The sequence below is a fragment of the Falsiroseomonas ponticola genome (assembly GCF_016805305.1).
GTDB classification, from domain to species: Bacteria; Pseudomonadota; Alphaproteobacteria; order Acetobacterales; family Acetobacteraceae; genus Falsiroseomonas; species Falsiroseomonas ponticola.
On record NZ_JAERQN010000020.1, the window covers coordinates 26,804 to 52,511 of the forward strand.

A 25,708-nucleotide genomic window follows, 5' to 3' on the forward strand; every position below is an offset into this window, starting at 1 on the left:
GGCGGTCGTGGCCGCCTCCCCCGCCAACCCCCACCCCAACCCTTCCCCGCAAGCGCGGGGGAGGGAGCAGGCCGCATGACAGACCCCCTTCCCCTCGCCCAGGCGCTGATCCGCTGCCGCTCCGTCACCCCCGCGGATGACGGCGCGCTGGCGGTGCTGGAAGCGGCGCTCGCGCCGCTCGGCTTCGCCTGCCAGCGCGTCGATTTCGGCACCACGCCGAACCTCTATGCGCGGCGCGGCAGCGCGGGCCCGCACCTCATGTTCGCCGGCCATACGGATGTGGTGCCGCCGGGCCAGGGCCCCTGGACCACCGATCCCTTCGCGGCGGAGGTGCGGAGCGGCGTGCTGTATGGCCGCGGCGCCACCGACATGAAGGGCGGCGTCGCCGCCTTCGTCGCCGCCATCGCCGCCGTGCTGGAACGGAACCCGGCCCTGCCCGGCAGCCTCTCCCTCCTCATCACCGGCGACGAGGAAGGCCCGGCGCTGGACGGCACGGTGAAGGTGCTGGGCTGGCTGAAGGACCGGGGCGAGATCCCCGATGCCTGCCTGGTCGGCGAGCCCACCAGCAAGGTGGAACTCGGCGACACCATCAAGGTCGGCCGCCGCGGCAGCCTCAACGCCGCCATCACCGTGCATGGCACGCAGGGCCACGCCGCCTATCCCCAGCGCGCCGACAACCCCGTCCACCGCCTGGTCCGCGTGCTGCACGCGCTGACGGCGGAGCCGCTCGACCAGGGCACGCGGTTCTTCGAGCCGACGAGCCTGCAGGTCACCAGCATCGATGTCGGCAACCCCGCCACCAACGTCATCCCGGGGAAGGCGACGGCGCGGCTCAACATCCGCTTCAACGAGCTGCATAGCGAGGCCAGCCTGACCGCCCGCATCAGGGCGGCGCTGGCGGCGGAGGCGCCGCGCCACGACCTCGCCATCGAATGCTCGGGCGAGAGCTTTCTCACCCAGCCCGGCCCCTTCGTCGATGCGCTGGTCCGCGCCGTGCGCGCCGAATGCGGGCGGGAGCCCGCGCTCGACACGGGCGGCGGCACCTCGGACGCGCGCTTCGTGGCGAGGTACTGCCCCGTCGCGGAACTCGGCGCCGTCGGCGCCACCATGCACCAGGCCGATGAACGCACGCCGGTCGAGGAATTGCGCGCCCTCTCCCGCCTCTATGCCCGGGTGATCGAGGAGGTGCTCGGCTGAGCGGCGCCCCGCCGCCGCCGGGTTCGCCGCCGCCGGGTCCGCCGCCGCCGGCGCCCCCGCCCGCGCCCCCCTTGCGCCTGGCGATCGCCGCCGGCCTGGCCGGGGCCGCGCTGCTGGCGCGCGGGCGGCCGGAGGGGATGGTGCTGATGGAAGGCACCCCCGCCGGCGCCTGGCGGTCCTTCATCGCCGCCGCGATCTGCCTGCCCGCCTTCCTGGCGCTGCGCTTCTTCAGCTGGGCCCAGGCCGGCGCGGGGATGGAGGTGCTGGGCAGGCCGCTGCTGGCGGAATTCATCACCTATGCGCTGGGCTGGGTCATCTTCCCGCTCGTGACGCTCTGGGTGGCGGAGCTGTGGGGCCGCGGCGCCGCCTGGCCCCGCTTCGTCGCGGGCTGGAACTGGATCAACATCGTCCAGTACCTGGTCTGGCTGGCGCTCGCCGTGCCGATCGCGCTCGGCGCCTCCGGCCTCCTCCTGCAGGGGCTGACGCTGGCGGCTTTCGGCTACCTCGTCTGGCTGGAATGGTTCACCGTGCGGGTGGCGCTCGGCCTGACGGGCAGCCGGGCGACGGCGATCGTCCTGCTCGACCTGATGATCGGCGTCTTCCTGGCCGGGCTGGCGCAGCGGCTGTCGCTGGGCTGAACGACAAGAAGCAAGGGGAGGTACGGCGCATGGCCGACCGGCATGAGGTCGCGGGACTCCGCCAATTCGCCATCAGCGCCTGCGCGGCCGCGGGGCTCGATCCCGAAAAGGCCCGCGCGGTGGCGGAGGTGCTGCTGGAAGGCGACCTGATGGGCCATGACACGCATGGCCTGGCGCTGCTGGCGCCCTACCTCGATGCCCTCGGCACCGGCGACATGCGCGCGGTGGGGGAGCCGGAGCTGGTGGCGGCGACGCCGGTGGCCGAGACCTGGGACGGCCGCAAGCTGCCCGGCCCCTGGCTGGTGCGCCGCGCCATCGACAAGGCGCAGGAACTGGCGGCGGATTTCGGCATGGGCGCCATCAGCATCCGCCGCTGCCACCATATCGGCTGCCTCGCCGCCTATGGCCCGCCGGTCGCCGCCGCCGGGCGGATGCTGATCCTCACCTGCTCCGACCCCGCCACGGGCAGCGTCGCCCCCTGGGGCGGCACGAAGCGGATCTACACGCCGAACCCGCTGGCCGCCGCCTGGCCGACCCCGGCCGGGCCCGTGATCATCGACGTCTCCATGTCCAACACGACGAACGGCATGACGGCCCGCAAGCGGGCGGAGGGCCGACATTTCGACCATCCCTGGCTGCTGGATGGCGCGGGCAACCCGACCACGGACCCCAACGCCTTCTGGGCGGAACCCGCCGGCACGCTGCTGCCGCTGGGCGGCATCGAGGCCGGGCACAAGGGCTATGCGCTGGGATTGCTGGTGGAGGCGCTGACCAGCGCGCTGGCCGGCCATGGCCGCGCCGACAACCCCACGGGCTGGGGCGCCTCCGTCCTGGTCATGGTGCTGGACCCCGCCCGCTTCGGCGGCACGGAGGCCTTCATGCGGGAGACCGGCTGGATGGCCGATGCCGTCCACGCGAACCCGCCCCGCCCCGGCCACGCCGCCCCCCGCCTGCCCGGCGAACGCGCCATGGCGCGCCGCGCGGAGGCGATGGAGAAGGGCGTCGCACTCCACCCCGCCATCCCGCCCGCGCTGGCGAAGCTGGCGAAGCGGTTCGAGCTGGAGGCGCCGGAGCCGCTGTAGAGATCAGCTCCAGTCGGGCTCGGGTTCGTAGCGCGCATAGCGGAACACCAGCCCGTCCGGCGGCGCCGTCATGCCGGCCTTGGTGCGGTCCCGCCCCTCCAGCAGCGCGCGCGGCCAGGTCACGGGCCTCCGCCCATCCCCCACCTCCACCAGCGTGCCGACGAGGTTGCGGACCTGGTGGTGCAGGAAGGACCGCGCCTCCGCCACGATCACCACCTCCTCCCCCACCCGCGACACGTCCAGCCGGTCCAGCGTCCGCAGCGCCGACTTCGCCTGGCAGGAGGCCGCGCGAAAGGCGGAGAAATCATGCCGGCCGAGCAGCATCTGCGCGGCCTCATGCATCGCCCCCGCATCCAGCCGCCGCTTCACATGCCAGACCTTCCCGGGCTCCATCCCCGGCCGTGAAGGCCGGTTGAGGATGCGGTAGCGGTAGCCCCGCCCGATGCAGTCGAAGCGCGCCGACCAGTCATTCGCCACGCGCGCCGCGGCCGTCACCACGACGGGGTGCGGCAACGTACGAAAATTGATGGCATCCCGGATGCGATAGGCCGGCAGATCCTGCGCGAGGTCCACATCAGCGACGGCCGCTTCCGCATGCACGCCGGCATCGGTGCGCCCGGCCGCCGTTGCGGTCGGCAGCGCGCCGTTGTTCAGGAAGGCGCAGGCTTCCTCCAGCACCTTCTGCACGCTGGGAAGGTCGCCCTGGCGCTGCCAGCCGCAGAAGCCCGAACCCTCATATTCCAGGCGCAGCGCGTAGCGCGGCATCAGGCGGAAGGCGCGAGCACGGTGCCGACCGGCATCGGGAAGCCGCGCAGGAACTCCGCCGCCGGCAGCGCCGCCTTGCCCGCGCGTTGCAGGCGCGTGAGCCGGATGGCGCCGGCCCCGCAGGCGATGGTGGGCGCGCCGTCCAGCACCGTCCCGGGCAGGCCGCCACCCGCCACGGGCTCCGCCGCCAGCACGCGGATCACCTCCGCCCCCGCCTGGAAGAAGCAGCCGGGCCAGGGATTCATGGCGCGGATGCGCCGGTCCAGCGCCGCGGCATCCTGCCACCAGTCGATGCGCCCATCCGCCTTGGAGAGCTTCGGCGCATAGGTCACGCCCTCCTCCGGCTGCGCCACCGCCTCCGGGTTCTCCGCCAGCACCCGCAGCACCAGCGGCCCGCCGATGGCGGCCAGGGCGTCATGCAGCTCCGGCGTCGTCATGCGGGGCGTGACCGGCACGCTCTGCTTCAGCAGCATGGGGCCGGTATCCAGCCCCTCCTCCATCCGCATGATGGTGATGCCACTCTCGCTGTCCCCGGCCAGGATCGCCGCCTGGATCGGCCCCGCGCCCCGCCAGCGCGGCAGCAGGGAGGCATGGATGTTCAGGCACCCCCGCCGCGGCGCATCCAGCATCGCCTTCGGCAGGATCAGCCCATAGGCCGCGACCACCGCCACATCCAGGTCGAGCGCCCGGAACGCCGCATGCTCCGCCTCATCCTTGCGGACCCGCGCCGGCGTGCGCACGGGCAGGCCGAGTTCCAGCGCCGCGCGATGCACCGGGCAGGGCGTCTCCTTCTGCCCGCGCCCGGCGGGCTTGGGCGGCTGGGTATAGACCGCGACGATCTCGTGCCCCGCCCCGTGCAGCGCCCGCAGCGCCGGCACCGAGAAGTCCGGGCTGCCCATGAACGCCAGGCGGAGGGCGCGGCTCATTCCCGCTCCGCCGCCCTGGCCTTCAGCTCCTTCGCCAGCTTGCGCAGCAGCATGTTCCGCTTCAGCGCGGAGAGATGGTCCACGAACAGCACGCCATCGAGGTGGTCGATCTCATGCTGGAGGCAGGCGGCCAGCAGCCCCTCCCCCTCCACTTCCTTCTTCGCCCCCGTCAGGTCCTGGTAGGCCACCTTCACCCGCGCCGGCCGCGTCACCTCCGCGAACTGGTTGGGCAGGGACAGGCACCCCTCCTCCCGCGACGCCAGCTCCTGGCTCGCCGCCACGATGGTCGGGTTCACCAGCACCATCGGCGCCCGCACGTCGTTCTCATGCAGGTCGATGACGACCAGGCGCAGCATCTCCCCCACCTGCGGCGCGGCCAGGCCGATGCCGGGCGCCTTGTACATGGTGGCCAGCATCCGTTCCGACAGCGCCGCGATCTCCGGCCCCGCCGCCGCCACCGGCTTGGCCTTGGCGCGCAGCCGCGGGTCGGGGACGTAGAGGATCGGCATCAGCGCGGCATCGGCGGGCGTGGACATCATCGGGCCTTGGTGGCGGAAGGGCGGGCAGAGGTAGCCCCGCCCCGCCCCCCTTGCAACGGCGCCGTCTCCCGCCAAAATCAGGGCTCACGGGGTGCCTTGGGGCCCCGCGGACCAACGCTTCGCTCCTGAGCGAGGAGGCATCAGCTACCAATGTCACGCCCTTCCCTGTTCGGCTCGCCGCTCTTCCTCGGCTTCGACCACCTGGAGCAGATGCTCGACCGGGTGCAGAAATCCGCCGACGGCTACCCCCCCTACAACATCGAGCAGACCGGGGAGACGCGGCTGCGCATCACGCTCGCCGTGGCCGGCTTCTCGATGGACGACCTGCAGATCACGCAGGAGGACAACCAGCTCGTCATCCGCGGGCGGCAGCGCGACGATTCGGAAGGGCGCATCTTCCTCCACCGCGGCATCGCCGCCCGCCAGTTCCAGCGCGCCTTCGTGCTGGCCGAGGGGATCGAGGTGGAGGGCGCCTGGCTCGACAACGGCCTGCTGCATGTCGATCTCCGCCGGCCGGTGCCGGAGGTGCGCGTGAAGACCATCCAGATCGCGACGCGCGGCAATGGCGCGCCGCAACGCCCCGTCGTCAGCCAGGTGGGCGACCTGCCGCCGGCGCCGCTGAACGGGTTCCGCAACAGGGAGGGGTGATCCCCGATACCCCGCCCGCGTTCAACCGCATGGGCCTTCGGGACATGCCGGAAGGAGTAGTACGATGAACGACCATGACCACCAGGCCGATGAGGCCCCGGGCTTCCTGAGCAGCCAGGCGCTGCGCAGCCTCTCCAACCGCGATTTCGCCCGGCTGGGCGCGGACCACGTCGCCTATCTCCGCCCCGTGGTGATGAACGGCGCGGTCGCCTTCAGCATCCATGCCGCGGACGGCACGCCGATCGGCGCCGCCCCCAGCGCGAGCCTCGCCGCCGCCGCCATCCGCCAGCACGACATGGAACCCGCCTCCGTCCACTGAGGCCAGCCCATCCCGGCCGGGGCTTGCCCCGGCCGGCGCCAGGCGGCATTGCCGGGGCCGCATGGCAGAGGACGCGGCCCATGGCCTTCGGCGGCACGCCTGACTTCGACGTGGTGGTGATCGGCGCCGGCGCCGCCGGGCTTTCCACCGCCGCCTTCTCCGCGGGCCTCGGCCTCAAGGTCGCGCTGATCGAGCGTGGCGCCATGGGCGGGGATTGCCTGAATTTCGGCTGCGTCCCCTCCAAGGCCATGCTCGCCGCCGCCCATGCCGCGGCCAGCGCCCGCAACGCCCACCGCTTCGGCATCCGCCTGCCCCCGCCCGAGATCGACTGGGCGGCGCTGCGCGCCCATATCCGCGGCACCATCGACCACATCGCGCCCACGGATTCCGAGGCCCGCTTCCGCGCCATGGGCGTCGATGTCATCCGCGCCAGCGCCCATTTCGCGGCGCCGGACGTGGTGGAGGCCGGCGGCCGGCGCCTCGGCTTCCGCCGCTGCGTCATCGCCGCCGGCAGCCAGGCCATCGTGCCGGACATTCCCGGCCTCGGCCCCGTCCCCTGGCTGACCAACGAGACGATCTTCGACCTGGAGGAGCCGCCCGGCCACCTCATCATCCTGGGCGGCGGCCCGATCGGGCTGGAGATGGCGCAGGCCCATGCGCGCCTCGGCTGCCTGGTCACGGTGATCGAGGCCGGGCGCATCGCGGGGCGGGACGACCCGGAGCTGGCGGACGGCCTCCGCCGCGCGCTCACCGCCGATGGCGTCACGCTGCTGGAGGGCACGAAGCTCGCCAGCGTGGAGCCCGACCCGGCGGAGGATGGCACGCCGGGGCTGGTGGCGGTGCTGGCGGATGGCCGCCGCATCGGCGGCACCCACCTGCTGCTGGCGGTCGGCCGCGCGCCGCGCCTGGCGGGGCTCGACCTCGAAGCCGGGCAGGTCGCGCATACCCGGGCGGGCATCACCACGGATGCCGGGCTGCGATCCACCACCAACCGCCGCGTCTTCGCGGTGGGGGACATCGCCGACCCCATCGGCATCGGCCCCCGCGCCTTCACCCATGTGGCCTCCCAGCATGCCGGGGTGCTGGCCCGCGCCATGCTGTTCCGCCTGCCCGCCAAGGTGGATTACGCCGCCCTGCCGCGCGTGACCTACACCGACCCCGAACTCGCCCAGGTCGGCATGACGGAGGAGGAGGCGCGCAAGGCCGGCCATGAGATCCGCATCCTCCGCTTCCCCGTGCCGGAGACCGATCGCGCGGTGGCGGAACGCGTGCCGCATGGCCTGGTGAAGCTGGTGGCGACGCCCTCCGGCGTCCTGCTCGGCGCTGGCATCCTGGCCCCGCATGCCGGGGAGATGGCGGGCACCTTCGCGCTGATGATCGGCCGCAAGATGAAGCTCTCCACCCTGGCCAGCCTGGTCCTGCCCTACCCCACCCTGGCGGAGGCCGCGAAGCGCGCGGCGGGCGACTTCTATGCCCCCAAGTTGATGTCGCCCTTCGTCAAGCGCGTCGTCGGCTTGCTCAAGCGGCTTCCCTGAGCAACCCTCCCGGCTCTGCCGCGCTGCAACATACCCAAACGAGGAAGGATCGACGGATGGCGAGGAAGCTGGAGGGCCGCGTGGCCCTGGTGACGGGTTCGACCTCCGGCATCGGCCTCGCCATCGCGCTGGCCTATGCCGCCGAAGGCGCCAGGGTGATGCTGAACGGCTTCGGCAAGCCGGAAGCCATCGCGGAGGCCCGCGCCAAGGTCGGCGCCGCCATGGGCGTGGCGGAGGCCCCCTACTCCGCCGCGGACATGTCGAAGCCCGCCGAGATCCGCGCCATGGTGGCGGAATGCCAGGCGAGCCTCGGTTCGCTCGACATCCTGGTGAACAACGCCGGCATCCAGCACGTCTCCCCGGTGGAGGAATTCCCGGAGGAGCAGTTCGACCGCATCATCGCGATCAACTTCACCTCCAACTTCCACGCCATCAAGGCGGCGCTGCCGGCGATGAAGGCCAAGGGCTTCGGCCGCATCATCAACGTCGCCAGCGCGCACGGCCTGGTCGCGAGCCCCTTCAAGACGGCCTATGTCTCCGCCAAGCATGCCGTGGTCGGCCTGACGAAGTCGGTGGCGCTGGAAGTCGCGCGCACCCCCGTCACCTGCAACGCCATCTGCCCCGGCTTCGTCCGCACGCCGCTGGCGGAAGCACAGGTCGCGCCGCTGGCCGCGAAGCACAACGTCTCCGAGGAGAAGGCGCTGACCGACTTCCTGCTGGAACGGCAGCCCAACAAGCGCTGGGTGGAGGTGGAGGAGATCGCGGAAGGCGCGCTCTACCTCGCCGGCCCCAACAGCGGCTCCATCAACGGCACTTCCCTCAGCATCGATGGCGGCTGGGTCGCTCAATGATTCTTGCCCTCAGACGGCGGGCGCCGGCTCCGCCGGCTTGCCTTCGCGCCCTGCACTGCCGCGCTGAACTGCACGGTTGGTCTGGGCGCGGGCCGCATTCGCGGCCTCGGCCCGCGAAGCGGGCCGCCATCGCGGGCGGCACGGGCGTGCCCGTCCTGTTATGATCGACGAGTTCAAGAAAGAGGCCGCCGACACCCTCGCCGCCGCCGGCGCCACCCAGGCGCCGAAGCCCACGCCGAAGCCCCAGCGCACCACGCGCCGCATCAACCTGGCCCTGCAGGGCGGCGGCACCCATGGCGCCTTCACCTGGGGCGTGCTGGAACGGCTGCTGGAGGATGAGCGGCTGGAGTTCGAGGCCGTCTCCGGCACCTCCGCCGGCGCGGTCAACGCCGTCGTCTTCGTCCAGGGCCTCTGCGAGGGCGGGCGGGACGGCGCGATCGCGGCGCTCGACCGCTTCTGGCGCGGCGCCGCGGCGCGCATGGCCGTCAGCCCGCTGCAGAACACGCCGCTGGAGAAGGCGATCTGGGGCCATGACCTGACCTGGTCCTTCGCCTACCAGACCTTCGAGACGCTGACCCGCGTCCTCTCCCCCTACCAGATGAATCCCACGCCCTACGACTTCAACCCGCTCCGCCAGGTGCTGGAGGAAGCGGTGGACCCGGCCGTGCTCTGCCAGGGTGCCGGGCCGAAGCTCTTCATCTCCGCCACCTCCGTCCGCACCGGCAAGCCGCGGGTGTTCTCGAAGGAGGAGGTGACGGTGGACACCATCCTCGCCTCCGCCTGCCTGCCGCAATTCTTCAAGGCGGTGGAGATCGATGGCGAACCCTTCTGGGATGGCGGCTACCTCGGCAACCCCGCGCTCTGGCCGCTGTACGAACAGGGCGGGCCGCCGGACATCGTGCTGGTGCAGTTGAACCCCATCGTGCGCGACGAATTGCCGACGCGCCCGACGGAGATCGTGAACCGCCTGAACGAGATCAGCTTCAACGCGTCACTGATGGCGGAAATGCGAGCCATCGACTTCGTCCAGCGCCTGCTCGATGCCGGCCGCCTGGAACAGCCGCGCTACCGCCGGCTGTTCCTGCATTGCATCGAGGATGAGCCGCGGATGCGCGAGTTCAAGCTCTCGACCAAGCTGAACGGCGACTGGGAGTTTCTCTCGACGCTCAAGCGCTATGGGCGGGAAGCGGCGGATCTCTGGCTGCGGGAGCATTTCGACAAGCTGGGGCGGGAGAGCAGCGTCGATATCCGGGAGCGGTTTCTCTGAGGAATCGCCTATCGCCGCCATAGGCGCCGCCACTCGCCTTCGATTCGTCGCAGTCCCCGCCTGCAACAAAGGCAATCCCTATCGCCTCCACAGGCGCTTCGGATTGGAAGCGCCCCGCCCGCCCGGGCTTCATCACCGCATCGAACAACGACGCGGAGAGGAGCTTCGGCGATGGACAGAACCGCCCCCCAGTCCTGGGCCTGCGAGCCCGAGGAACCGCCCCCCTTCAGCCGCTGGCGCACCGGCCCCATCCACACGCGGCTGCGCGCCCGCAACCCCGTGCAGGTCTGGCACCCCGGGGATGGCGACCTGCGGCTGACGGAGGCCGATGGCGTGGAGACGCTGCAGCTGGAGGATACCGGCTGGACGCTCGACCAGGTCCGCGACGCGATCATCACGGAGGGCCGCAGCGCCAGGCCCCAGCCCAGCATCGGCGCCGTCGATGTCCAGCGCGTCTGCGGCCGCATCACCATCGGGCGTGAGACGATCCGCTTCCGCGGCATCCTGCGGATCGTCGTCGGCGGCTGGTCGCTCTACAAGCGGTGAGGCACGGAGCGAATCGCCACGCCCTGCGGCCAACGACGTCGGCCAAGGCCGCGGACGCGGCCGCCCGGCGCCTGAGGGCACGCCCGTTCAGGGCGTCAGCACCACCTTGATGCAGCCATCCTTCTTGTCGCGGAAGGTGTCGTAGGCCGCGGGCCCTTCCTCCAGCGACAGCTTGTGCGTGATGACGAAGCTCGGATCGATCTCGCCCCTGTCGATCCGGTCCAGCAGCGGCTGGAGGAAGCGCTGCGCATGGGTCTGCCCCATGCGCATCGTCAGCCCCTTGCCGAAGGCCGCGCCCATCGGGAATTTGTCGGGAAAGCCGATATAGACGCCGGGGACCGAGACGGTGCCACCCTTGCGGCAGCAATTGATGGCCTGGCGCAGCGCATGGATGCGGTCCGTGGTCAGCCCGACCGCGGCCTTCGCCTTGTCCATCATCGCATCCATCGATCCCAGGCCATGCGTCTCCGCCCCCACGGCATCGATGCAGACATCGGGGCCGCGCCCCTTCGTCATCACCTGGAGCTGGTCATAGACATCCTGGCGGGTGAAATCGATCACCTCCGCCTTGCCATGCATCCGGGCCATCTCGAGCCGCTCCGGCACCCGGTCGATCGCGATGACGCGCCCCGCGCCCAGCAACCAGGCGGAGATGATGGCCATCTGCCCGACCGGCCCGCAGCCCCAGACGGCCACGGTATCGCCGGGCTGGATGTTGCCCTGCTCCGCCGCCTGCCAGCCCGTCGGCAGGATGTCCGACAGGAACAGCACCTTCTCATCCGGCAGGTCACTGCGGACGATCACCGGCCCGACATCGGCATGCGGCACGCGGAGGTACTGCGCCTGCCCGCCGGGATAGCCGCCATAGAGGTGGGAGTAGCCGAACAGCCCCGCCCCCGCATGACCCTGCAATTCAGACAGTGCGGCCGCATCGGGGTTGGTGGTGTCGCAGCAGGAAAACAGCGACTTCTCGCAGAAGAAGCAGGACCCGCAGGCGATGACGAAGGGCACCACCACGCGGTCCCCCTTCTTCAGCCGCGTCACCTCCGGCCCCACCTCCTCGACGATGCCCATGGGCTCATGGCCCATGATGTCGCCTTCCTTCATCATCGGGACGTAGCCGTCATAGAGGTGCAGGTCGCTGCCGCAGATCGCGGTGGCGGTGATGCGGATGATGGCGTCGCCCGGCTGCTCGATGCGCGGGTCGGGCACCGTATCGACCCGCATGTAGCCCTTGCCGTGCCAGCAGATCGCCCGCATTGCCGCCTCCCTGTCCGTCAGGGCGCCAACGGGGGGTGGAGCGCGGGGTTGCGCGCCGTTACGCGGCCAGCAGCCGGGCGGGGCGACCAGGTGCGACGATGACGATGGCGTGCTGCCGGAAGCGGCGCGCCACCACGCGAAGGCGGGCGGGCGCCCCCGCCACCAGCAGGTGATGCTCCGCCCAGGCGCGGCCGCGGCCGAACCCCTCCCCGATCACGCTCCCGGCCACGGCGTCCCGCAGCCGGTCCTGCATCCGGTCGTTCCAGCCGAAGGGCATGGGCCGGCTATAGGGGTTCCAGGCCGTGATGAAGGCCGCCGGCCCGGTCAGCAGCGCATCGATGCCGCGCGACCGCCGGCCGATCCGCGCGACGGCGCCCTCGGCCTCATAGGTCGTCGCCCGGAAGGCTCGGATCAGCCGCCTATTCATGCGAGGTGCAGCAGCAGCCCCTTGAGGTAGGCGCTCTCCGGCAGCGCCGGATGCACGGGATGGTCCGGCCCCGCGCCGACACTCGCCAGGATCCGTGCCTCCCGCCGCGCCTTGTGCACGCCCCAGGTCACCGCCTCCGCGAAATCGGGCGGCGCCACGTGGTGGGAGCAGGAGGCGATGAACAGGATCCCGTCCCGCTCCACCAGCCCCGCCGCCAGCCGCGCCAGCTTGGCGTAGCCGCGCAGCGCCGCGGGCTGGTCCTTCCGCGTCTTGGCGAAGGCCGGCGGGTCCGTCACCACCACCTCGAACCGGCGGCCGCTGGCGGCCATCTTCTCGAGGTGCTCCAGCGCCTCCGCCTTCAGGGGCGTCACGCGATCCCCGAAGCCCGCCAGCCGCGCGGCCTGCATGGCCAGGTCCAGCGCATGCTCGCTGCGGTCCAGCAGCGTCACTTCCCGCGCCCCCGCCGCCGCGGCCGCCAGCCCGAAGCCGCCGGTGTGGCAGAAGGCGTCGAGCATGCTCCGCCCCGCGCAGAAGCGCGCCACCATCGCCCGGTTCGCCCGCTGGTCGAAGAACCAGCCGGTCTTCTGCCCGCCCAGCAGATCGACCGGGAAGCGCAGCCCGTGCTCCTCGACCGTGGCGGTGCCGTCGCTGCCGGCGAGCAGCGTCACCGCCTCCTCCAGCCCCTCCAGCTTGCGCACGGCGCTGTCGTTCCGCGCCACCACCACGCGGGGGTCGAAGAGGTCCCGCAGCGCCGCCAGGATATGCGGCGTCGCCGCCTCCATCCCCGCGGTATTGGCCTGCAGCGCGACGGCATCGCCGTAGCGGTCGATGATCAGCCCCGGCAGGCCATCGGCCTCCGCATGCACCAGCCGGTAGAAAGGCGTGTCGAACAGGCGCTGCCGCAGCGCCAGGCAGGCGCCGATCCGCGCCCTGTACCAGGCGGCGTCGCAGGCGGCATTCGGGTCCGCATCCAGCCGCCGCGCCGCGATCAGGCTGTGCGGGTTGAAGTGCCAGGCGCCGTGGCGCCACCCGTCATCCCCCTCCAGCCGCACCACGCTGCCCGGCGGCAGGGCGCGCAGTGCGGGCGTCATGGCGATCTCGTTGGAGAAGGCCCAGGGGTGCCCCGCTTTCACGCGGCGGTCGCCGCCAGGGGCCAGGCGGATCAGGGTGCGGTCGGTCATGCCGCGCCTAATGCCTTGCCTAGCCGCGCACCGCCAGCACCACGCCCGAGACGGTCAGCGACAGCGCCAGCACCTCCCGCAGCCCCAGCGGCTCCCCCAGGATCAGCGCCGCGCTCACCACCCCCACCACCGGCGTCAGCAGCGTCCCCGCCGCGGCGGCGGAGGCCGGCAGCCGCCGCAGCGCCCCGAACCAGGCGAGGTAGCAGAGCCCGAGCGGCCCGACCCCGCCATAGAGGATCAGCAGCCAGCCCTGCGTGGTCACCGCCGGGAAGTCCGGATGCTCCATCAGCAGCGCGCCGGCCAGCAGCGGCAGCGTCCCCACCCCCATCTGCCAGATCACGGAAGACGCCGGCGGCAGCCCGAGCGGCCAGCGCTTGGTCACCACCGTCCCCAGCGAGAAGAGGATGGCGCCCGCCAGCGCGAAGCCCACCCCCGGCAGCTTGCCGATCCCGGCCTCCACCCCCTGCGCCAGCACCAGCACGGCGAGGCCCGTCAGCCCGACGCCCAGCGCCAGCAGCCGCCTGGCCGTCAGCCTCTCCCCCAGCACCAGCCAGGCGAAGATCGAGGCCCAGACCGGCATGGTGTAGCAGACGATCGTCGCCTCCCCCGCCGCCAGCCAGACGAGGGAGAAGGACGCCAGCCCCATCCAGGCCGTCACATTCAGCAGCGAGGCCACCACCAGCCGCGGCCAGAGCCCCCGCGGCACCGCCAGCGACTCGCCCCATGCCTTCGCGATCGCCGCCAGCAGCGCGATGCCCACCACCGCGCAGACCACGCGCATGGAAAAGGGCGGCACCTCCACCAGCAGCAGCTTCATCGCCGGCCAGTTGAAGCCCCAGCCCGTGACGGTGGCGAGCAGCAGCAGCAGCCCGGCGGGGTTTGGGCGCGCGACGGGGCTGGCAGGCGGCATCCACCACACTTAGCCCGGATTGGATCGCTCGGTCAGGCCCCCGGCCGCGCCACATCGCCCACCGAGGTCGGACGCCGCGGCGGTACCGGCCCGGTGACCGGCGCGCGCACCGCGTCGATGCCGACATCGCAATGCAGATCGAGTTCGTCGCCCGAGGATTCGCGGGGCAGGAAGCCGAGATAGCCGTAATGGTCCTCGCAGCGCCTGGCATGCCGACGGCGCAGCTCGTGGAACAGGTTGTCGGGCGTATCCAGGCCCGGGATCTCCCGCCCCACCAGCCCGGCCAGGTGGAAGGCCAGGGCCGCGTGGCTGGAGCAGTTCCAGCCCGCGATGGTGAAGGTGCCGGGCCGCGTGCGCATCGCCTGCCAGGCCCGCTGGAACAGATCCTGCTCCCGCGCCGTCGCCTGGATCAGCAGCACGCCGGAGACGACGTTCCCCGCCGTGGCATCCGCCAGGTTCACATAGGCCGGGCGGTAGGAGGCGAAGGCGGCATAGCCATAGACCTGGCCCGGCACGTCGAAGCCCAGCGTGCCCCGCCTTTCGGTCGCCACATCGACGAAGAAGCCGACCGGCGCGCCGGAGGGCATGATGACATCCGCATGGCCCTCGCCCGGCGGCGGCACGTCGCGCGATGGCTTGTAGCGCACCACCAGCGCGATGCGGCCCTGGCGCGGGAAGGGCAGGGTGATGCTGGCACCGAGGGTCATGGGACCTCCGCCGGCCCCCCTAGAGCACGATCCGTCCAGTTGGACGGATCGCGTGCTCTAGAAGTTATTGTTTCTAAAGCACGAAATCCGATCAAGCTGATTCAGCTTGATCGGATAGTGCTTTAGCGGGGCCCGCGCGAAGGTCAGCAACCCAGGGTGGTGTCAGTCAAGGAAATCCGGCTCCTCGCGGGACAGGATGCGCTTGACGCTTTCCAGCGCCAGCCGGGCGCTCTCCCGGTCCCCTTCCCGCATCTGCGCGGCCGTCTTGGCGGCGATGTCGGGGCGCACCTGCTTCAGCGGGCGGCCGGTGGACAGCGCCAGGCGCTGCGCCTCCGCCGCGCGTTCCAGGTAGTACAGGTCGTCCCAGGCCTCCGCGATGGTCGGGCCCACCACCATCACGCCGTGGTTCTTCATGAAGACGATGTCGGCATCCCCGATGGAGGCCGCGATGCGGTCGCCCTCGTCGGTGTCCAGCGCCAGGCCGTTATAGTCCTCGTCCACCACGGTGCGGCCGTAGAACTTCAGCGCGGACTGCCCGGCAAACAGCAGCGGCGGCCCCTCCGTCATCGCCAGCGCGGTCGCGTTCGGCATGTGGGTGTGGAAGGCGGCCCTGGCGCGCGGCACGTTCTTGTGGATGCGCGCATGGATGAAGAAGGCCGTCGCCTCCGGCACGCCGTCCCCCGCGATCACGTTGCCCTCGAAGTCGCAGACCAGCAGGCGCGATGCCGTCACCTCGCTGAACGCCCAGCCATAGGGGTTCACCAGGAACAAATCGTCCCGCCCGGGCACGACGAAGGAGAAGTGGTTGCAGATGCCCTCATGCAGCCCAAGCCGCGCCGCCATGCGGAAACAGGCGGCGAGGTCCACGCGGGCCTGCCTTACGGCCTCCGCATCCAGCGCGCTATTGCGCAGCACGGCCGGCGCCTGCGCGCCGCCAAGGGCATGGGCCATGGGGGGTTCCTCCGGTTCACGCCGCATGCATCGCAAGCCGGCACCGATCCGGCAAGGAGGACAACGCCGTGACCACGTCCATCAGCGCCTTCCCCGTCCCCGCCATCGACACGCTGCCGGACGATATCCGCGCCCGCATCCTGGCGGTGCAGGAGAAATCGGGCTTCGTCCCCAATGTCTTCCTGGCGCTGGCCTGGCGGCCGGAGGAGTTCCGCGCCTTCATGGCCTATCACGACACGCTGATGAACAAGCGGGAGGGCCTGACAGCGGCGGAGCGGGAGATGATCGTCGTCGCCATCTCGGCCGCCAACCAGTGCCAGTATTGCGTCGTGGCCCATGGCGCCATCCTGCGCGTCCGCGCCAAGGACCCCGCGATCAGTGAGCTGGTGGGCGCCAATTGGCGCAAGGCGCCGATCGGCGCGCGCGGCCGCGCCATCCTGGCCTTCGCCACCAAGGTGGCGGCGGAGGCGCATCTGGTGACGGCGGAGGACCGCGCCGCGCTGCGCGAGGCCGGGCTTTCGGAGGACGAGGCCTGGGACGTCGCCGCCATCGCCGCCTTCTTCTCCATGTCCAACCGCCTGGCCAATGCCATCGACCTGAAGCCCAACGCCGAGTTCCAGAAGATCGGCCGCGCCTGACCGCAAGCCCTCTCCCCCCACCGGGGGGAGAGGGTTGGGTGAGCGGGGGTGCGCGCGGTATCCTGGAGCGATAGCACCAGGAACATCGACGGCATGACCGGCAGCAACCAGCGCATCGACGGCAAGCGCCTGTGGGACAGCCTCATGGCCATGGCCCGCCACGGCGCCACGCCCAAGGGCGGCGTCCGCCGCCTGACGCTGACCACGATCGACAAGGCCGCGCGCGACGATTTCCGCGCGCAATGCGAAAGCCTCGGCCTGACGGTGCGCGTGGACGCCATCGGCAACATGTTCGCCCGGCGCGAGGGCCGTGACCCCACGCGCCTGCCCGTCCTCTTCGGCTCCCACCTCGACAGCCAGCCCTCGGGCGGAAAATTCGACGGCGCGCTCGGCGTGGTGGCGGGGCTGGAGGTGATGCGGACCTTGAATGACCTCGGCATCGCCACCGAAGCGCCGCTGGAGCTGGTGAACTGGACGGATGAGGAAGGCAGCCGCTTCGGCCTCAGCCTGATGGGCAGCGGCACCTGGGCGGGGGTCTATCCCATCGCGCGCAGCTACGGCCTGCGGGACATCGAGGGCACGACGGTCGAATCCGCGCTGCGCGAGATCGGCTACCAGGGGGAGCACGAGGCCGCCCCCTTCCCCGCCGACAGCTACTTCGAACTCCACATCGAACAGGGCCCGATCCTGGAGAAGGAGGGGGCGCGCATCGGCATCGTCACCGGCGCGCAGGCGCAGGTCTGGTGGGATGCCCGCATCACCGGCCAGGACAGCCATGCGGGCACCACGCCGCCCTATGCCAGGCGCGACGCCCTGGTGGCCGCCGCCCAGGTCATCACCCTGGTCGATCGCCTGATGCGCGACCGCGGCGACGAAGGCCGCGGCACGGTCGGCTTCCTCAAGGTGGAGCCCAACAGCCGCAACGTCATCCCGGGCGAGGTCAGCTTCAGCATCGAATTCCGCCACCCCGACAGCGCCGATATCGCGACCCTGGCGCGCGACTTCCCCGCCATGGCGCAGGCGGCCGTCGCCCCCACCGGCTGCACGATCGAACTCACCCCGGTGCTGCACTACGACGCCCAGCCCTTCGATGCGGATTGCGTCGCGCTGGTGGAAGCCGCGGCCAAGCGCCTCGGCCACCCCGCCCGGCGGATCGTCTCCGGCGCCGGGCATGATGCCGTCTATGTCGCCCGCCGGATGCCCGCCGCCATGATCTTCACCCCCTGCAAGGACGGCCTCTCCCACAACGAGGCCGAGAGCATCGAGCCGGAGGAGGCCGAGGCCGGCTGCCAGGTGCTGTTCGAAGCGGTGGTCGCCCGCGCCAACCGGGTGCCCGCCTGATGGCCCGGAACGGCAGGCGGGGAACCCCGCCGCGTCCCCCGCGCTCCCCGGGCAAGCCCGCCATGGCGGCGCGGCCTGCCGCAACCGTGAAGGGTGCCAACCCTTCCGTGAGTGGCACGGCCGCGCCGCCGATGGCTTCTTCGCCCCCGAGCAGCAGCGAGCGACGCACCATGAACCCGACGCTGAACCCGATGGCATGGCCACGCCCGGCCCAGATCACCGCCGGCGCCTTCCTCCTCCTCGCCCTCATCGGCTGGGTCGTCGCCATCAGCCGCGGCGGCGATATCCGTGAAGCCGATGCCCGCGCCCGCGCCCAGCAGGAACAGCGCGCCCGCATCGAGGCGACGCTGGCCGAGGAACGCCGCGCCAATGGCGACCTCTCCGCCATCCGCACCCGCGCCCAGCAGGTGGAGGCCGCCCGCGCGCAGGCGGAGGCCGCGCGCACGCAGGCGGAGGCCGCCCGCGCGGAAGCCGAGCAGCGGACCACCGCGCTGCGCACGGACCTCGAGGCCCGGACGCGGGAGGCCGAGGCCGCGACCGCCCGCGCCACCCAGCTCGCCGCCGGCATCGGCCAGTCGGAGGCGCGCCTCGCGGAACTGACCCAGGGCGTGCAGGCGGCGGAGCAGGAGATCGCGCGCCGGACGGAGGCCGCCCGCGCGGCGGAAGCCGAGCAGACGCGGGCCGCCGCCAGCCGCGACAGCACGGCGGAAGCGCTGCGCACCCTGGAAGCCCGCCTCGCCCAGGCCTCCGCCGGCGTGCAGGCGGCGGAAGCGCGCCTGGCCAGCCTGACGGCGGAGACGGGCCGGGCGCAGGAGGCGCTGACGGCGCGCGAAGCCGCCCTCGCCGGCGCCGAACAGCGCCTGCGCGGCCTGAACGACGAACTCGCGCTGCGGGAGGCCGATCTCAACACGCGCCGCGCGGCGCTGGCGGAAGCGCAGGCGCGGCTCGACCAGGCGACCCAGGGCACGGAACAGGCCGCCAGCCGCCTTGCCACCACCCAGGCGGACATCGCCCGCGCCACCAGCGCGGCCGGGGAAGCGCAGTCGCGCCTCGCCAGCCTGCGCGCGGAGGCGACCCAGGCGGAGCAGCAGCGGGATGAACGCCGCCAGGCCGCCGAACGCGCCCAGGCGGAGCTGGCGCGCCTGACGGCGGCGCGGGAGGAAGCCGCCCGCAGCGCGCAGCAGGCCGAAGCCCGCCAGGCGGAACAGGCCAGCCGCGCCACCGCCGCCGAGCAGCGCCTGCAGACCCTGGCCGCGGAGACGCAGGACCAGGAACGGCGCCTGGCCGCGCTGCGGGACCAGGCGGCCCAGGCCGATGCGGCGCTGGAGGAACGGCGCCGCCGCGTGACGGAAGCCGAGCAGCAGGCCGCGACCCTCGCCACCCAGGCGCGGCAGGCGGAGGCGACGCTGGCCGAGCGCCGCACGGCGATCGAGCAGGCGACCCAGCGCGCCACCGCCGCGGCGAATGACGTGGCGGCGGCCGAACGCCGCGCGGCGGCGCTCGCCACCCAGGCGCGGCAGGCGGAGGCGACGCTGGCGCGGCTGCAGCAATCCATCGCGGAAGCGGAGCGCCGGGCTCGGGAGGCGGCGCCGGCGGGCAATTGAGGGAAGGAAGGGGGAGCGCTGCTCCCCCTTGAACCCCCTCGCCAGGGTCCGGGGGGACCCTGGACCGCCGGGAATCAGGCTGCGAGGCGGCCGACGAACCAGGCGACGGCGGCGACGGCGGCCCCGATGCCAAGGGCCTGGGCGGCGCCGGGCGCGGCGGGCAGGCCCTTGCCGCGGGCACGGATGGCACCCAGCGCCAGCATCGCCAGCGCGGTCAGCAGGGCGGAGACCAGCAGGGGCCGGCCGGCACCCAGGAAGGGCAGCAGCGGCACCAGCCCCGCGGCCAGGCCCGCCGCACCCGTCGTCACGGCGGAACGCGCGGCGCGGAAGGGGTCGGGCTCGCTCAGGTCCAGTTCGAACCGCATCATGAAATCCACCCATTTCCGGCGATCGGCCGCGATCGCCTCCACCGCCTGGCGCAGCACGTCACCCTTCACGCCATAGCGGTGCAGGATGGCGGCGACCTCCCACCGCTCCCGGTCGGGATAGAGCTGGCTCTCCTCCTCCTCCCGCCGCCGCTCCAGCGCGTAATGCGCCGCCTCCTCCCGCGCCTGCGCCCAGGCGCCGAGACCGGCGGCGAGCGAGGAAGCGGCAACGGCCACCAGCCCCGCGGTGAGGATCACGCCCGGCCCGGCCCCCGCGCCGGACAGCGCGGCGGCCAGCGCGAAGGGCAGCACCAGCCCCTGCCCCGCCCCCACCACCAGGTCGCGCCCGGCACCGGCCTCCGCGAAGTGGCGCTCCTCATGCGGCGGGCCGGGGGGCATGGGCGGCAGGCCGTCACGCGACGGCTCGGCCAGCACGGGGGGAGACAAGACATCCTGCATGCGCCGAGACTACAGGCCCGCGCGGCACCGCGTCACGCCCTTCCACGGCCGCTCGCGCTTCTGGCAAGCTTCGAGAAATCGCAGGAGGGAACTGCACATGCGTCGCATCGCCATCGCCGCGCTGCTCACCGCCACGCTCGCCGGCGGGGCCACCGCCCAGCCCCTGCAGGTGCGGGAGATCGGCAGCCTGCATGTCGGCGGCCGCATCGCGGAGATCAGCGGCCTGCCGGAGCAGGAGATCACCTTCAGCCCCGGCGCGCCGCCGCTGCGCATCAACCCGAACGGCCAGTTCCAGGTGGAGCAGATGTACGCGCAATATGTGCGGCTGCAGGACCCCCGCGCGCGCTTCCCGCTGATCCTGGCCCATGGCGGCGGCCTGACCGGCGTCACCTATGAGACGACGCCGGATGGCCGCCCCGGCTGGCAGATGGCCTTCCTCCGCGCCGGCCACGATGTCTTCGTGACGGATGCGGTGGAACGCGGCCGCTCCGGCTGGGCGCGCTTCCCCCAGGTGTTCCAGGGCGACCCCGTCTTCCGCACCATGGGGGAAGGCTGGGGCCTGTTCCGCATCGGGCCGCAGGATGGCTGGAACATCGACCCCGCCCAGCGCCGCGCCTTCCCCGACAGCCGCTTCCCGGCCGCCGCCTGGAACCAGTTCATGATGCAGGCGGTGCCGCGATGGGTGACGACGGACCGCCAGATCCAGGCGGGCTACGATGCGCTGGTCCAGCAGGTCTGCCCCTGCGTGCTGCTGGTGCACAGCCAGGGCGGCAATTTCGGCTTCCGCGCCGCGCTGAACGCGCCCGACAAGGTCCGCGCCGTCATCGCCGTCGAACCGTCCGGCGCGCCGCCCGGAAGCCAGGACGCGGCCGCGCTGAAGGACATCCCGCACCTCGTCGTCTGGGGCGACTACACCGCGGACAACCCGTTCTGGCAGCGCATCCGCGCCAATATCGACCGCTGGCAGGCGCAGATCCGCGCGGCCGGCGGCACGGCCGATACGCTCGACATGCCGGCGGAGGGCGTGCGCGGCAACAGCCACATGATCATGATGGACACCAACAGCGACGACGTGGCCGCGCGGATCAATTCCTGGTTGGAACGGCGCGGGCTGCTGCGTTAACGGGTTGTCATCCCGGGCCTCGTCCTTCACAGGGGGGCCCATGGCTTCCTCTCCCCACGCCCCCCTTCCCGCCTGGTCCTGGGCCTTCCCCCTCGCCGCCATCGGCCTGCTCGCCGCCTTCTTCGGCGCCGGCGGCTGGGTGGCGCTGCCCATGGCGCTGGTCCTCGGCGGCACCGTCTTCGCCGCCGTCCACCACGCGGAAGTCGTGGCCGCCCGGGTCGGGGAGCCCTTCGGCACCCTGATCCTCGCCATCGCGGTGACGGTGATCGAGGTCGCGCTGATCGTCTCGCTCATGATCTCGGACCCGATCGACCAGGCGGCCCTGGCGCGGGACACGCTCTTCGCCGCGGTGATGATCGTGCTGAACCTGCTGGTCGGCCTCTGCCTGCTGCTGGGCGGCGCGCGGCACCACGAACAGGGCTTCCAGGCCCGCAGCGCCTCCGCCTTCCTCTCCGTCATCGTCGTGCTGGCGACGCTGGTGCTGGTGGTGCCCAACACGACGATCAGCGCGGAGGGCCCGGTCCTCACCGGCCCGCAGATGGCCTTCGTCGGCCTCGCCGCCTTCGGCCTCTACACCGTCTTCGTCTTCGTCCAGACGCTGCGCCACCGCGACTACTTCCTGCCGGAGGATGACAGCGAAGGCGCCCATGCCGCGCCGCCCTCCCTGCGCGACACCTGGATCGCGCTGGCCTTCCTCTGCGCCTCCCTCGTCGCCGTGGTGCTGCTGGCGAAGTCCCTCACCCCCGCGGTGACGGCGGGGCTGGATGCCGCGGGCGCCCCGGCGGCCGCCGTCGGCGTGGTGATCGCCTGCCTCATCCTGATGCCCGAATCCGTCGCCGCCATCCGCGCGGCGCGCGCCAACCGGCTGCAGACGGCGCTGAACCTGGCGCTCGGCTCGGTGCTGGCCTGCATCGGCCTCACCGTGCCCTGCGTCGTGGCGCTCGCCCTGGTGCTGGACCAGCCCCTGGTGCTGGGCCTCGCCCCCTCCGGCATGGTCCTGCTGGCCGCCACCTTCATGGTCTCGATCCTGACGCTCGGCGCCGGGCGCACCACCGTCCTGCAGGGCGCCGTCCACCTCACGCTCGGCCTGGCCTGGCTGTTCCTGGTCTTCGTTCCCTGACGGCCAGCCCCGCCTTCCTGGCCGGTTGCCGCTCGCCGCCCCCCCCTCTATAGGGTCGGCGCCCGCGACACCCCCCGCGCACGAGGTTTTTTCTCCCTTGGCCAGCACCGAACCCGATACCCAGCCGCGCGCGGAGCCGACCCCGGCCCAGGCCGCCCAGGCCCTGCTGCTCGCCCGCCCCGCGACGGAGGAGCGCCGCATGGCGGATGCCATCCGCGCGCTCGCGATCGATGCCGTGGAGCAGGCCAAGTCCGGCCATCCCGGCATGCCCATGGGCATGGCCGATGTCGCGACCGTCCTCTTCACCCGCTTCCTGAAGTATGACGCGGCGGACCCCCGCTGGCCGGACCGGGACCGCTTCGTCCTCTCCGCCGGCCACGGCTCCATGCTGCTCTATGCGCTCCTGCACCTCACCGGTGCCGGCATGGGCATCGAGGACCTCAGGAAGTTCCGCCAGCTGCATTCCCCCGCCGCCGGCCACCCCGAATTCGGCGAGCATCCGGGCATCGAGACCACGACCGGCCCGCTCGGCCAGGGCATCGCCACCGCCGTCGGCATGGCGCTGGCGGAGCGGATGCTGGCCGCGCGCTTCGGCAAGTCGCTCGTCGATCACCGCACCTGGGTCATCGCCTCCGACGGCGACCTGATGGAGGGCATCAGCCACGAGGCCGCCTCGCTCGCCGGCCACCTGAAGCTCGATCGCCTCTGCGTCCTCTATGACGACAACAACATCTCGATCGATGGCGACACCGCCATCTCCCTCTCCGATGACGCGCTGAAGCGCTTCCAGGCCTATGGCTGGGCGACCCGCCGCGTTGACGGCCACGACCATGAACAGGTCGCCAGCGCCATGGCCTGGGCCATGCGCAGCCGCAAGCCGACGCTGATCGCCTGCCGCACCATCATCGGCTTCGCCGCCCCCACCAAGGCCGGCACCGCCGCCAGCCATGGCAGCCCGCTCGGCGCCCAGGAAGCCGCCGCCGCCAAGGCCGCCATGGGCTGGAACCATGGGCCCTTCGAGGTGCCGGAGGGGCTCAAGGAACGCTGGGAAGCCGCCGGCCGCCGCGGCGCCGGCACCCGCCGCTCCTGGCTCAAGCGCCTGGCCAACCACGCGTCCCGCGAGGATTTCGACCGCGCCATGGCCGGCCGCCTGCCGGAATCCTGGCACGAGGCCCTGGCCGCGCTCCGCGCCAGGCATGCCGAGGACAAGCCCAAGATCGCCACCCGCATCGCGTCCCAGAAGGCGCTGGAGGCCCTGGTGCCGGCGGTGCCGGAGATGGTGGGCGGCTCCGCCGACCTGACGGGGTCGAACAACACCAACGTCAAGGGCATCCCCGCCATCAGCCCCGGCAACTATGCCGGCCGCTACGTCCATTGGGGCGTGCGCGAACACGGCATGGCGGCCGCGATGAACGGGATGGCGCTGCATGGCGGCATCATCCCCTATTCCGGCACCTTCCTGGTGTTTGCCGACTACCTCCGCCCCGCCCTGCGGCTGGCGGCCCTCATGCGGCAACGCGTGATCCATGTCCTGACGCATGACAGCATCGGCCTCGGCGAGGACGGGCCCACGCACCAGCCGGTGGAGACTCTGGCCTCGCTCCGCGTCATCCCGAATGTCTGCGTCTTCCGCCCGGCCGATGCGCTGGAAACCGCGGAATGCTGGGAGCTTGCGGTCAAGCGCGCCGATGGCCCCTCGGTCCTGGCGCTGACCCGCCAGAACCTGCCGGCGCTCCGCACCGATAGCGGGGAGAACCGCTCCTCCCGCGGCGGCTATGTGCTGGCGGAGGCGTCCGGCGAACGCCGCGCCACGCTGATCGCGACGGGGTCGGAGGTGCACCTGGCCCTCGCGGCGCGGGATGCGCTGGAGGCCGATGGCATCCCGACCGCGGTGGTCTCGCTCCCGTGCTGGGAACTCTTCGCCCTCCAGGACGAAGTGTATCGCAGCCAGGTGCTGGGCAGCGCGCTGCGCGTCGGCATCGAGGCGGCGCTCCCCTTCGGCTGGGATCGCTGGCTCGGGCCGGAGGGCATCTTCATCGGCATGCAGGGCTTCGGCGCCAGCGCGCCGGCGGAGGCGCTGTTCCGCCATTTCGGCATCACCGCGGAGGCCACGGTGGCCGCCGTGAAGAAGCGACTGGGTTGATCAAGGAAGGGGAGATCGGGTTATGGCAGTGAAGGTCGCCATCAACGGCTTCGGGCGCATCGGCCGCCTGGTGCTGCGCGCGATGATCGAGAGCAACCGCACCGACGTCGAATGCGTGGCCATCAACGACCTCGGCAGCGTGGAAGCCAACGCCCACCTGTTCCGCTACGACAGCGTGCATGGCCGCTTCCCCGGCGAGGTTGCCGTCGATGGCAACAAGATCATCATCACCGCCAATGGCCGCACCTACGCGCCCATCGTCGTCAGCGCGGAACGTGACCCGACCAAGGTTCCCTTCCAGGGCGTCGATGTCGCCATGGAATGCACCGGCATCTTCACCAGCAAGGAGAAGGCCTCCGCGCTGATCACCGCGGGTGCGCGCAAGGTCGTCATCTCCGCGCCCGGCGACAACGCCGACGCCACCATCGTCTATGGCGTGAACCACCAGACGCTGACGAAGGAGATGACGGTCATCTCCAACGCCTCCTGCACCACCAACTGCCTGGCCCCCATCGCCAAGGTGCTGCATGAGAATTTCGGCATCGTCCGCGGCTACATGGTGACGATCCACGCCTATACCGGCGACCAGAACACGGTCGATACGCTGCACAAGGACCTGCACCGCGCCCGCGCGGCCGCCGTCTCCGCCATCCCGACCTCGACGGGCGCCGCGAAGGCCGTGGGCCTGGTGATGCCGGAGCTGAAGGGCAAGCTGGACGGCACCGCCATCCGCATCCCGACGCCGAACGTCTCCCTCGTCAGCCTCGACTTCGTGCCCGCGAAGACGGAAGGCCTGACCAAGGAAGCGATCAACGCCGTGATGAAGGCGGCCTCCGAATCCGGCCCGCTCAAGGGCATCCTCGGCTACAACACCGCGCCGCTGGTCAGCATCGATTTCAACCACGACCCGCACAGCAGCACCTTCGACGCCACCCAGACCCAGGTGGTCGATGGCGGCCTGGTGCGCGTGATGTCCTGGTACGACAATGAGTGGGGCTTCTCGAACCGCATGTCCGACACGGCGGCGCTGTTCGGCAGCCTCTGACCGCCTTCCCCCTCCCCCGCTCCGCGGGGGAGGGTCGGGGTGGGGGCCCGCCCCCCCCCGCCGGACCAGGTCAGCCGCGCGCGGGCCAAAACCCTCCCCCCCCCCGCCGCCAAGCGGCACC

At 72.0% G+C, this 25,708-nt stretch carries 26 protein-coding genes; 16 read left to right on the top strand and 10 right to left on the bottom strand.

Annotated elements, in window-relative coordinates; all coding sequences use genetic code 11:
- The first annotated feature begins 75 nt into the window (after positions 1-75).
- The 3 genes from dapE (at position 76) to JJI54_RS30690 (ending at position 2,917) form a co-directional block, all read left to right on the top strand.
- The gene (gene dapE, locus JJI54_RS30680) at positions 76-1,197 is read left to right on the top strand and encodes a succinyl-diaminopimelate desuccinylase (RefSeq protein WP_203077235.1); all 1,122 of its coding nucleotides are present in this window, start codon (positions 76-78) and stop codon (positions 1,195-1,197) included.
- A 71-nt stretch (positions 1,198-1,268) separates the two neighbouring features.
- Entirely contained in the window at positions 1,269-1,835 is a 567-nt protein-coding gene (locus JJI54_RS30685) for a hypothetical protein (protein ID WP_203077236.1), read from the top strand.
- Positions 1,836-1,864: 29 nt separating this feature from the next.
- Positions 1,865-2,917: an Ldh family oxidoreductase gene (locus JJI54_RS30690; protein ID WP_203077237.1), complete on the top strand. Its 1,053-nt coding sequence runs from the start codon at positions 1,865-1,867 to the stop codon at positions 2,915-2,917.
- Positions 2,918-2,920: 3 nt separating this feature from the next.
- Here JJI54_RS30690 and truA read toward each other — a convergent pair whose 3' ends face one another.
- The 3 genes from truA to def are packed head-to-tail and all read right to left on the bottom strand — an operon-like array spanning position 2,921 to position 5,147.
- Entirely contained in the window at positions 2,921-3,682 is a 762-nt protein-coding gene (gene truA / locus JJI54_RS30695) for a tRNA pseudouridine(38-40) synthase TruA (protein WP_203077238.1), read from the bottom strand.
- The gene (fmt, locus tag JJI54_RS30700) at positions 3,682-4,608 is read right to left on the bottom strand and encodes a methionyl-tRNA formyltransferase (RefSeq protein ID WP_203077239.1); all 927 of its coding nucleotides are present in this window, start codon (positions 4,606-4,608) and stop codon (positions 3,682-3,684) included. Before fmt ends, truA begins: the two co-directional genes overlap by 1 nt.
- Positions 4,605-5,147: a peptide deformylase gene (def, locus tag JJI54_RS30705; RefSeq protein WP_203077240.1), complete on the bottom strand. Its 543-nt coding sequence runs from the start codon at positions 5,145-5,147 to the stop codon at positions 4,605-4,607. The genes fmt and def overlap by 4 nt, the downstream gene beginning before the upstream one ends.
- A gap of 150 nt (positions 5,148-5,297) precedes the next feature.
- On the opposite strand from def, the gene JJI54_RS30710 reads away from it, so the two are divergent.
- From JJI54_RS30710 to JJI54_RS30735, 6 genes are all read left to right on the top strand, one after another.
- A complete protein-coding gene (locus JJI54_RS30710) occupies positions 5,298-5,795 on the top strand; it encodes an Hsp20 family protein (protein ID WP_203077241.1) in 498 nt (165 codons plus the stop codon).
- A 64-nt stretch (positions 5,796-5,859) separates the two neighbouring features.
- Positions 5,860-6,114, top strand: a complete 255-nt coding sequence (locus JJI54_RS30715) for a DUF1150 family protein (protein WP_203077242.1) — start codon at positions 5,860-5,862, stop codon at positions 6,112-6,114.
- Between the two features lie 80 nt (positions 6,115-6,194).
- The gene (locus tag JJI54_RS30720; RefSeq protein ID WP_203077243.1) at positions 6,195-7,649 is read left to right on the top strand and encodes a dihydrolipoyl dehydrogenase family protein; all 1,455 of its coding nucleotides are present in this window, start codon (positions 6,195-6,197) and stop codon (positions 7,647-7,649) included.
- A gap of 56 nt (positions 7,650-7,705) precedes the next feature.
- A complete protein-coding gene (locus JJI54_RS30725; protein ID WP_203077244.1) occupies positions 7,706-8,500 on the top strand; it encodes a 3-hydroxybutyrate dehydrogenase in 795 nt (264 codons plus the stop codon).
- 160 nt (positions 8,501-8,660) lie between these two features.
- Positions 8,661-9,767, top strand: a complete 1,107-nt coding sequence (locus JJI54_RS30730) for a patatin-like phospholipase family protein (RefSeq protein WP_203077245.1) — start codon at positions 8,661-8,663, stop codon at positions 9,765-9,767.
- 171 nt (positions 9,768-9,938) lie between these two features.
- On the top strand, positions 9,939-10,313 hold the full coding sequence (locus JJI54_RS30735) for a hypothetical protein (RefSeq protein ID WP_203077246.1): 375 nt from the start codon (positions 9,939-9,941) through the stop codon (positions 10,311-10,313).
- 87 nt (positions 10,314-10,400) lie between these two features.
- Here the strand turns inward: JJI54_RS30735 and JJI54_RS30740 are convergent, their stop codons facing one another.
- The 6 genes from JJI54_RS30740 to JJI54_RS30765 form a co-directional block, all read right to left on the bottom strand.
- Complete coding sequence (locus tag JJI54_RS30740; RefSeq protein WP_203077247.1) at positions 10,401-11,573, bottom strand: zinc-dependent alcohol dehydrogenase; 1,173 nt, start codon at positions 11,571-11,573, stop codon at positions 10,401-10,403.
- A 58-nt stretch (positions 11,574-11,631) separates the two neighbouring features.
- Entirely contained in the window at positions 11,632-12,000 is a 369-nt protein-coding gene (locus JJI54_RS30745; protein ID WP_203077248.1) for a DUF3293 domain-containing protein, read from the bottom strand.
- Complete coding sequence (locus JJI54_RS30750) at positions 11,997-13,181, bottom strand: class I SAM-dependent rRNA methyltransferase (RefSeq protein WP_203077249.1); 1,185 nt, start codon at positions 13,179-13,181, stop codon at positions 11,997-11,999. The genes JJI54_RS30745 and JJI54_RS30750 overlap by 4 nt, the downstream gene beginning before the upstream one ends.
- 19 nt (positions 13,182-13,200) lie before the next feature.
- On the bottom strand, positions 13,201-14,091 hold the full coding sequence (locus JJI54_RS30755) for a DMT family transporter (protein WP_203077250.1): 891 nt from the start codon (positions 14,089-14,091) through the stop codon (positions 13,201-13,203).
- Positions 14,092-14,123: 32 nt separating this feature from the next.
- Entirely contained in the window at positions 14,124-14,798 is a 675-nt protein-coding gene (locus JJI54_RS30760) for a hypothetical protein (RefSeq protein ID WP_203077251.1), read from the bottom strand.
- Positions 14,799-14,960: 162 nt separating this feature from the next.
- Complete coding sequence (locus JJI54_RS30765; protein ID WP_203077252.1) at positions 14,961-15,749, bottom strand: aldolase; 789 nt, start codon at positions 15,747-15,749, stop codon at positions 14,961-14,963.
- Between the two features lie 68 nt (positions 15,750-15,817).
- On the opposite strand from JJI54_RS30765, the gene JJI54_RS30770 reads away from it, so the two are divergent.
- The 3 genes from JJI54_RS30770 to JJI54_RS30780 all read left to right on the top strand — a co-directional run bounded on the left by JJI54_RS30770 (position 15,818) and on the right by JJI54_RS30780 (position 19,332).
- Entirely contained in the window at positions 15,818-16,387 is a 570-nt protein-coding gene (locus JJI54_RS30770; RefSeq protein WP_203077253.1) for a peroxidase-related enzyme, read from the top strand.
- 93 nt (positions 16,388-16,480) lie between these two features.
- Positions 16,481-17,728, top strand: coding sequence for a Zn-dependent hydrolase (locus JJI54_RS30775; protein ID WP_203077254.1), 1,248 nt, complete (start codon positions 16,481-16,483; stop codon positions 17,726-17,728).
- 170 nt (positions 17,729-17,898) lie between these two features.
- A complete protein-coding gene (locus JJI54_RS30780) occupies positions 17,899-19,332 on the top strand; it encodes a coiled-coil domain-containing protein (protein ID WP_203077255.1) in 1,434 nt (477 codons plus the stop codon).
- Between the two features lie 74 nt (positions 19,333-19,406).
- Here the strand turns inward: JJI54_RS30780 and JJI54_RS30785 are convergent, their stop codons facing one another.
- A complete protein-coding gene (locus tag JJI54_RS30785; RefSeq protein WP_203077256.1) occupies positions 19,407-20,156 on the bottom strand; it encodes a VIT1/CCC1 transporter family protein in 750 nt (249 codons plus the stop codon).
- A gap of 97 nt (positions 20,157-20,253) precedes the next feature.
- Here JJI54_RS30785 and JJI54_RS30790 point away from each other — a divergent pair, with 97 nt between their 5' ends.
- The 4 genes from JJI54_RS30790 (at position 20,254) to gap (ending at position 25,587) form a co-directional block, all read left to right on the top strand.
- The gene (locus JJI54_RS30790; protein WP_203077257.1) at positions 20,254-21,279 is read left to right on the top strand and encodes an alpha/beta hydrolase family protein; all 1,026 of its coding nucleotides are present in this window, start codon (positions 20,254-20,256) and stop codon (positions 21,277-21,279) included.
- Between the two features lie 40 nt (positions 21,280-21,319).
- A complete protein-coding gene (locus JJI54_RS30795; RefSeq protein WP_203077258.1) occupies positions 21,320-22,399 on the top strand; it encodes a calcium:proton antiporter in 1,080 nt (359 codons plus the stop codon).
- A 199-nt stretch (positions 22,400-22,598) separates the two neighbouring features.
- A complete protein-coding gene (gene tkt, locus JJI54_RS30800) occupies positions 22,599-24,542 on the top strand; it encodes a transketolase (RefSeq protein ID WP_203077261.1) in 1,944 nt (647 codons plus the stop codon).
- A gap of 22 nt (positions 24,543-24,564) precedes the next feature.
- Positions 24,565-25,587, top strand: coding sequence for a type I glyceraldehyde-3-phosphate dehydrogenase (gene gap, locus JJI54_RS30805; protein ID WP_203077259.1), 1,023 nt, complete (start codon positions 24,565-24,567; stop codon positions 25,585-25,587).
- The last annotated feature ends 121 nt before the right edge of the window (positions 25,588-25,708 follow it).